The organism is uncultured Caulobacter sp., from assembly GCF_937900395.1.
GTDB lineage: Bacteria > Pseudomonadota > Alphaproteobacteria > Caulobacterales > Caulobacteraceae > Caulobacter.
In genome coordinates this window covers 1-5,302 of record NZ_CALCDX010000171.1, presented here as the reverse complement: position 1 = coordinate 5,302, position 5,302 = coordinate 1, and the positions used below count along the sequence as shown (strand labels likewise).

General features: G+C 70.4%; 4 protein-coding genes and 1 pseudogene. 3 read left to right on the top strand and 2 right to left on the bottom strand.

Going from position 1 to position 5,302, the window contains the following annotated elements; genetic code table 11:
* Positions 1 to 253: PTS transporter subunit EIIC (locus tag Q0379_RS15160; protein ID WP_299010478.1), on the bottom strand; the 253-nt coding region annotated here is incomplete at its 3' end.
* Positions 254 to 258: 5 nt separating this feature from the next.
* A complete protein-coding gene (gene ptsP / locus Q0379_RS15155) occupies positions 259 to 2,787 on the bottom strand; it encodes a phosphoenolpyruvate--protein phosphotransferase (RefSeq protein WP_299010482.1) in 2,529 nt (842 codons plus the stop codon).
* A 189-nt stretch (positions 2,788 to 2,976) separates the two neighbouring features.
* Here ptsP and Q0379_RS15150 point away from each other — a divergent pair, with 189 nt between their 5' ends.
* The 3 genes and pseudogenes from Q0379_RS15150 to Q0379_RS15140 all read left to right on the top strand — a co-directional run.
* Complete coding sequence (locus Q0379_RS15150; protein WP_299010480.1) at positions 2,977 to 3,771, top strand: GntR family transcriptional regulator; 795 nt, start codon at positions 2,977 to 2,979, stop codon at positions 3,769 to 3,771.
* A gap of 40 nt (positions 3,772 to 3,811) precedes the next feature.
* Positions 3,812 to 4,888, top strand: a complete 1,077-nt coding sequence (locus Q0379_RS15145; RefSeq protein WP_299010476.1) for an SIS domain-containing protein — start codon at positions 3,812 to 3,814, stop codon at positions 4,886 to 4,888.
* Positions 4,888 to 5,302, top strand: a pseudogene (locus Q0379_RS15140) (N-acetylglucosamine-6-phosphate deacetylase); the annotation flags it as partial. The gene Q0379_RS15145 and the pseudogene Q0379_RS15140, both read left to right, overlap by 1 nt.

Genomic DNA, 5,302 nt, shown 5'->3' with positions numbered 1-5,302 from the left:
CGCCGGCCAGGCCCGCCGCGCCGTTGTTCTCGCGGGCCAGGCCCACGGCCACGCCGATGGCGAAGAGGAGGCCGAGGTTGGAGAAGATCGCGTCGCCCGCCGCGGCCACGAAGCCGATGTTCAGGAGATCCGGCTGGCCCAGGCGCAGCAGCAGCCCGGCCACCGGCAGCACCGCGATCGGCAGCATCAGGGCCCGGCCCAGCGGCTGGAGGATCTCGAGCGGAGACAGGCGAGGCTTGGTCGGAGACGTCATCGTGATCAGGCTCCGAGGCTGGCTTGGACGAGGCCGCGCACGGCCTCTGGCGAGGTCTGGGCCAGGGCCCGGGCGGCCAGGTCCTGGCAGGCGGCCATGTCGAGGGCGCGGACGCGGGCCTTGACCTCCGGGACGATGGCGGCGGTGGCCGAAAGCTCGGTGACGCCCAGGCCTAGCAGGACCGGCGTGGCGGTAAGATCCGAGGCCAGCCCGCCGCAGACCCCGACCCAGCGGCCGTGCTTGGCCGCGCCCTGGCAGGTCTGGGCGATCATCCGCAGCACCGCCGGGTGCAGGGCGTCGATCCGGGCGGCCAGCTCCGGATTACCCCGGTCCATGGCCAGCACGTATTGGGTGAGATCATTGGTGCCGATCGACAGGAAGTCGGCCTCGGCGGCGATCAGGTCGGCGGTCACGGCCGCGGCCGGGGTCTCGATCATCACGCCCAGCTCGACCTTCTCCTCGATCCCCAGCTCGCGCTTGGCCTCCTCCAGCACCGCGCGCACGGCCCGCAGCTCATCGAGGCTGGCGACCATCGGGACCATGATCTTGCACTGGCCTTGAGGTTGAACGCGGAGAATGGCGCGCAGCTGAGTCTTGAGCAGATGCGGCCGCCAGAGGCTGACGCGCACGCCGCGCAGGCCCAGGGCCGGGTTCTCCTCGGCCGGGATCGGCAGGTAGGGCGCGGCCTTGTCGCCGCCGACGTCCAGGGTGCGCACGATCAGCGGCTTGCCCTGCAGAGCCTCGGCGATGGCCTGGTGCTGGCGGGCCTGCTCGTCCTCGTCGGGCGGGGCCTGGCGGTCCAGGAACAGGAACTCGGTGCGCAGCAGGCCCGAGCCCTCCGCGCCGTTCTCGATCGCCGCCAGGGCGTCCTTGACCGAGCCGGTGTTGGCGAAGACCTCGATGCGGGTCCCGTCCTTCGTCACCGCCGGCTCATGGGCGGCGACCTTGGCGGCGGCCTTGGCCGCTTGCCTCCGGGCCAGGGCCGTCTGGGCCGCCTCCAGGGCCGGGGCGTCGGGGGCGACGCGCAGGCTTGCTCCATCGGCGTCGAGGATCAGGGCGGTTCCGTCGGCGATGGAGAGCGTCGCGCCGCCCAGCGCCACCAGGGCCGGTATGCCCATGGCCGCGGCCAGGATGGCCACGTGCGAGGTTGGACCGCCGCGCGCCGTGGCGAAGCCGGCGATGACGCCGGGGTCCGCGCCCATCAGCTGCGAGGGCAAAAGCTCGTCGGCCAGCAGGATGGAGCCGGGCGGCAGGATCGCCGTCTCGTCGTCCTCGCCCGCCAGCGCGCGCAGCACCTGGCGCTCGAGATCGATCAAGTCGTCGACCCGCTCGGCCATGCGGCGATCGCCTAAGGCCCGCAGCGCCTCGACATAGCCGCGCACCGCCGAACGCCAGCCAAAGCCGGCGCTCTTGCCCGCCGCGATCAGGCTCTTGGCTTGTCCCAGCAATTCGGGGTCGTCGAGGAAGGCCAGGTGGGCCGACAGAATCGCCTTCCTGGCCTTGTCGCCTTTGGAAGCGTTGGCTTCGAGACGGGCGCGGACCCTGTCCAGCGCCGCCAGCAGCGCGGCCTCTTCCGAAGCCTGCCCCTGCCCGTCCTCGCGCACGGCGATGTCGCTGGAGGCCAGGCGCACGGCCTTGCCGATCGCCAGCCCCGGCGCGGCCAGCACGCCCTTGACCACCCCGTCGGCCGGCAGCGCCGCCGGGGCCAGGGGCGTTTCGGCGGCGATAGGTGCGGGAGCTGAAGTCGCCTTCGCCCGGACCGGCGCCCCCTCGCCCATGCCGCTCTCGATCAGCGCGACGATCGCCGCCACGGCGGCTTCCGCATCCGCGCCCGAGGCCAGCACCTGGATCGCGTCGCCGTGCCGCACGGCCAGGGCCATCAGTCCCACCGGGCTGCGCGCGCTCGACCGCCGCTCGCCCAGGGCCAGCGCCGTCTCGGCCGCGAAGCTCTTGGCCAGTTCGGCGATCCGCGCCGCCGGCCGCGCGTGGATGCCGTGCATCAGCGGCACGGTCACCGCGCGGGAAATCTCGCTCTTGGATTCGGAAGAAGCCGCCGTCGCCGCGCTCGCCACCGGCCGTAGTTCCATCAAGAAGCCGCCCGCCTCCACCGCCACGTCCTGGTCGCGACGGACGATCTCGAAGGCCTCGGGATTGGTGACGATCACCGGAGTGATCAGGCTCTTGGCTCGCTGGGCCAGCAAATCCAGGTCAAAGCGGATCAGCACGTCGCCCGCCCTCACCGCCTGGCCCTCGCGCACGCAAGGCTCAAAGCCCTCGCCGCCCAGCGCCACCGTCTCCAGCCCCACATGCATCAGGATCTCGGCGCCCGCCGGCGACCGCAGCGTCACCGCGTGACCCGCCCGATGCGCCGACACCACCACCCCGTCGCACGGCGCCACGAGTTCCCCGCCCAGCGGGTCGATCGCCACCCCGTCCCCCAGCATCCGACCCGCGAACACCGCGTCCGGAACCTCCGACAACGACGCGATCCAGCCCTTCAGCGGTGAAGACAGCACCAAAGCCGACATCTGAATCGCCCCCTTTCCGCCGCGCTCAGGCGACGGGGACGCACTACATTCCATTTTAATACCATTTGGCAAGGCCACTTTTAGGTGTTGGCATGGCCACTCTTGCTAAGCCTACGAAATAGCCAATATACAGGGACAAATCGGCGCGGCCGGGGTATGAGGCGTTGACATCCATCGCCGGATAATCGGACTCATATTGGTATCCGACGGTTCGGCCGCCGGGGTCAGGCAACCGCAGGAGGCGGAGAAGTGTCTCTTTCCCAGCGCATAGGCTTCGCCCACGGGGCGGTTTCTGCGCCTCTGTATCTTCAGCTACAGCGCGCGCTGCGCGAGGCGATCCAGTTGAAGGTGTTGAGCCCGGACGACGCCCTGCCGCCAGAACGGGACATGGCCGACGACTTCAACGTCTCGCGCATCACCGTGCGCAAGGCCCTGGAGGGCTTGGTCAACGAGGGCCTTCTGACGCGTCGCCAAGGCGCGGGCACCTTCGTCGCCGCCCGGGTCGAGAAGAACTTCTCGAAGCTGACCTGCTTTACCGAAGACATGATTTCGCGCGGCCGGACGCCGCACAGCGAATGGATCACCCGGGCCGAGGGCGCGGTGACCCCGGAGGAAGCGCTGATGCTGGGCGTCTCGCCCAACACGCCGGTCTATCGCTTCCACCGGATCCGGTTCGCCGACGGCGCGCCGATGGCGGTCGAGTACACCACGATCGCCGCCTTCGCCCTGCCCTCGCCCGAGGTGGTCAAGGACTCGCTCTACGAGGCCATGGCCGCGCACGGGCATCGCCCGGCCCGCGCGCTGCAGCGCCTGCGCGGCGTGCTGATCAATCGGGAGCACGCCGCGCTGCTGGGCGTGAAGCCCAAGGACGCCGGCCTGCTGGTCGAACGCCGCGGCTTCCTGAAGGACGGCCGGGCCGTCGAGATCTCCCATTCCTACTACCGCGGCGACGCCTACGACTTCGTCGCCGAACTGAACGACGCATCCTGACCGGCGTTTGCGCGCTGGCATGTTTCAAAGGACCACGAGCTTGGAGGCGACTGTCTTGACCCGTCCTGAAGGCCCCACGTCGGGGCGGCTGGCGCCGGAAAGCACGAAGATGTTCGCCGAGGCCAGCCAAGGCGCGGCCGTGGCCAAGGCGCTGCTGGCGGCCAACGCCGAGCGGGTCGCGGCCCTGGCCGAGCGGCTGCGCGCCCATCCGCCTCGGGTGGTCGTCACCTGCGCCCGCGGCAGCAGCGATCACGCGGCGACCTTCGCGCGCTACCTGATCGAGACCAAGGCCGGCGTCCTGACCTCGTCGGTCGGCCTGTCGGTCAGCTCGGTCTATGACGCCTCGCCCAATCTGGAAGGCGCGCTGTGCCTGGCCGTCTCGCAGTCGGGCAAGAGCCCCGATCTGCTGGCGGCGGTGACAGCGGCCAAGGCCGCCGGCGCCTACGCCGTGGCCCTGGTCAATGTCGAGGACTCGCCCCTGGCCCAGCTGGCCGACGCCGTGATCCCGCTACACGCGGGCCCCGAACTGTCGGTGGCGGCCACCAAATCCTACATCGCCGCTCTCGTGGCGGTGACCCAGCTGATCGCGGCCTGGACGGAGGACGCCGAACTGACGGCGGCCCTGGCGGACCTGCCCGCCGCGCTCGAACAGGCCTGGAACCTGGATTGGTCGGCGGCCGGCAAGCGTCTTGAGACGGCGACCAACCTGTATGTGCTGGGTCGTGGCGTCGGCTTCGGCGTAGCGCTCGAGGCCGCCCTCAAGTTCAAGGAAACCTGCGGCTTGCACGCCGAGGCCTTCAGCGCCGCCGAGGTGCTGCACGGCCCGATGGCCCTGGTGAAGGACGGCTTCCCCGCCCTGGTCTTCGCCCAGAACGACGAGAGCCGTCAAAGCGTCGAGGACATGGCTGACGGTCTCAAAGCGCGCGGCGCTGACGTCTTCCTGGCCGCGCCCGGCAAGGCCGGGGACGACCTGCTGCCCAGCCTTAAGACGCACCCGGTGCTGGAGCCGGTCCTGATGGTCCAGAGCTTCTATCGCATGGCCAACGCCCTGTCGGTCGCGCGCGGCTACGACCCGGACAGCCCGCCCCACCTCAACAAGGTCACCGAAACCGTCTGATGCCGGTCGCTCTCGTAAATGGCCGGGTGCTTACCCCTGCCGGCGTCGTCACTGATCACGCCGTTCTCGTCGAGGGCGGCAAGATCGCCGCCGTGGTTCCGATGGCGCAGATCCCCGCCGTGGCCGAGCGCCAGGACCTGGCCGGCGGCCTGCTGGTCCCGGGCTATATCGACACCCAGGTCAATGGCGGCGGCGGCGTGCTGTTCAACGACGCCCCGACGGTCGAGACCATCGCCGCCATCGGCGCGGCCCATCGGGCCTACGGAACCACCGGCTTTCTGCCGACCTTGATCAGCGATGATCTGGACGTCGTGGATGCGGCCCTGCGCGCCACGGAAGCGGCGATCGACCAGGGCGTTCCCGGCGTGCTGGGCGTTCACATCGAGGGCCCGTTCCTCAATCCCAAGCGCAAGG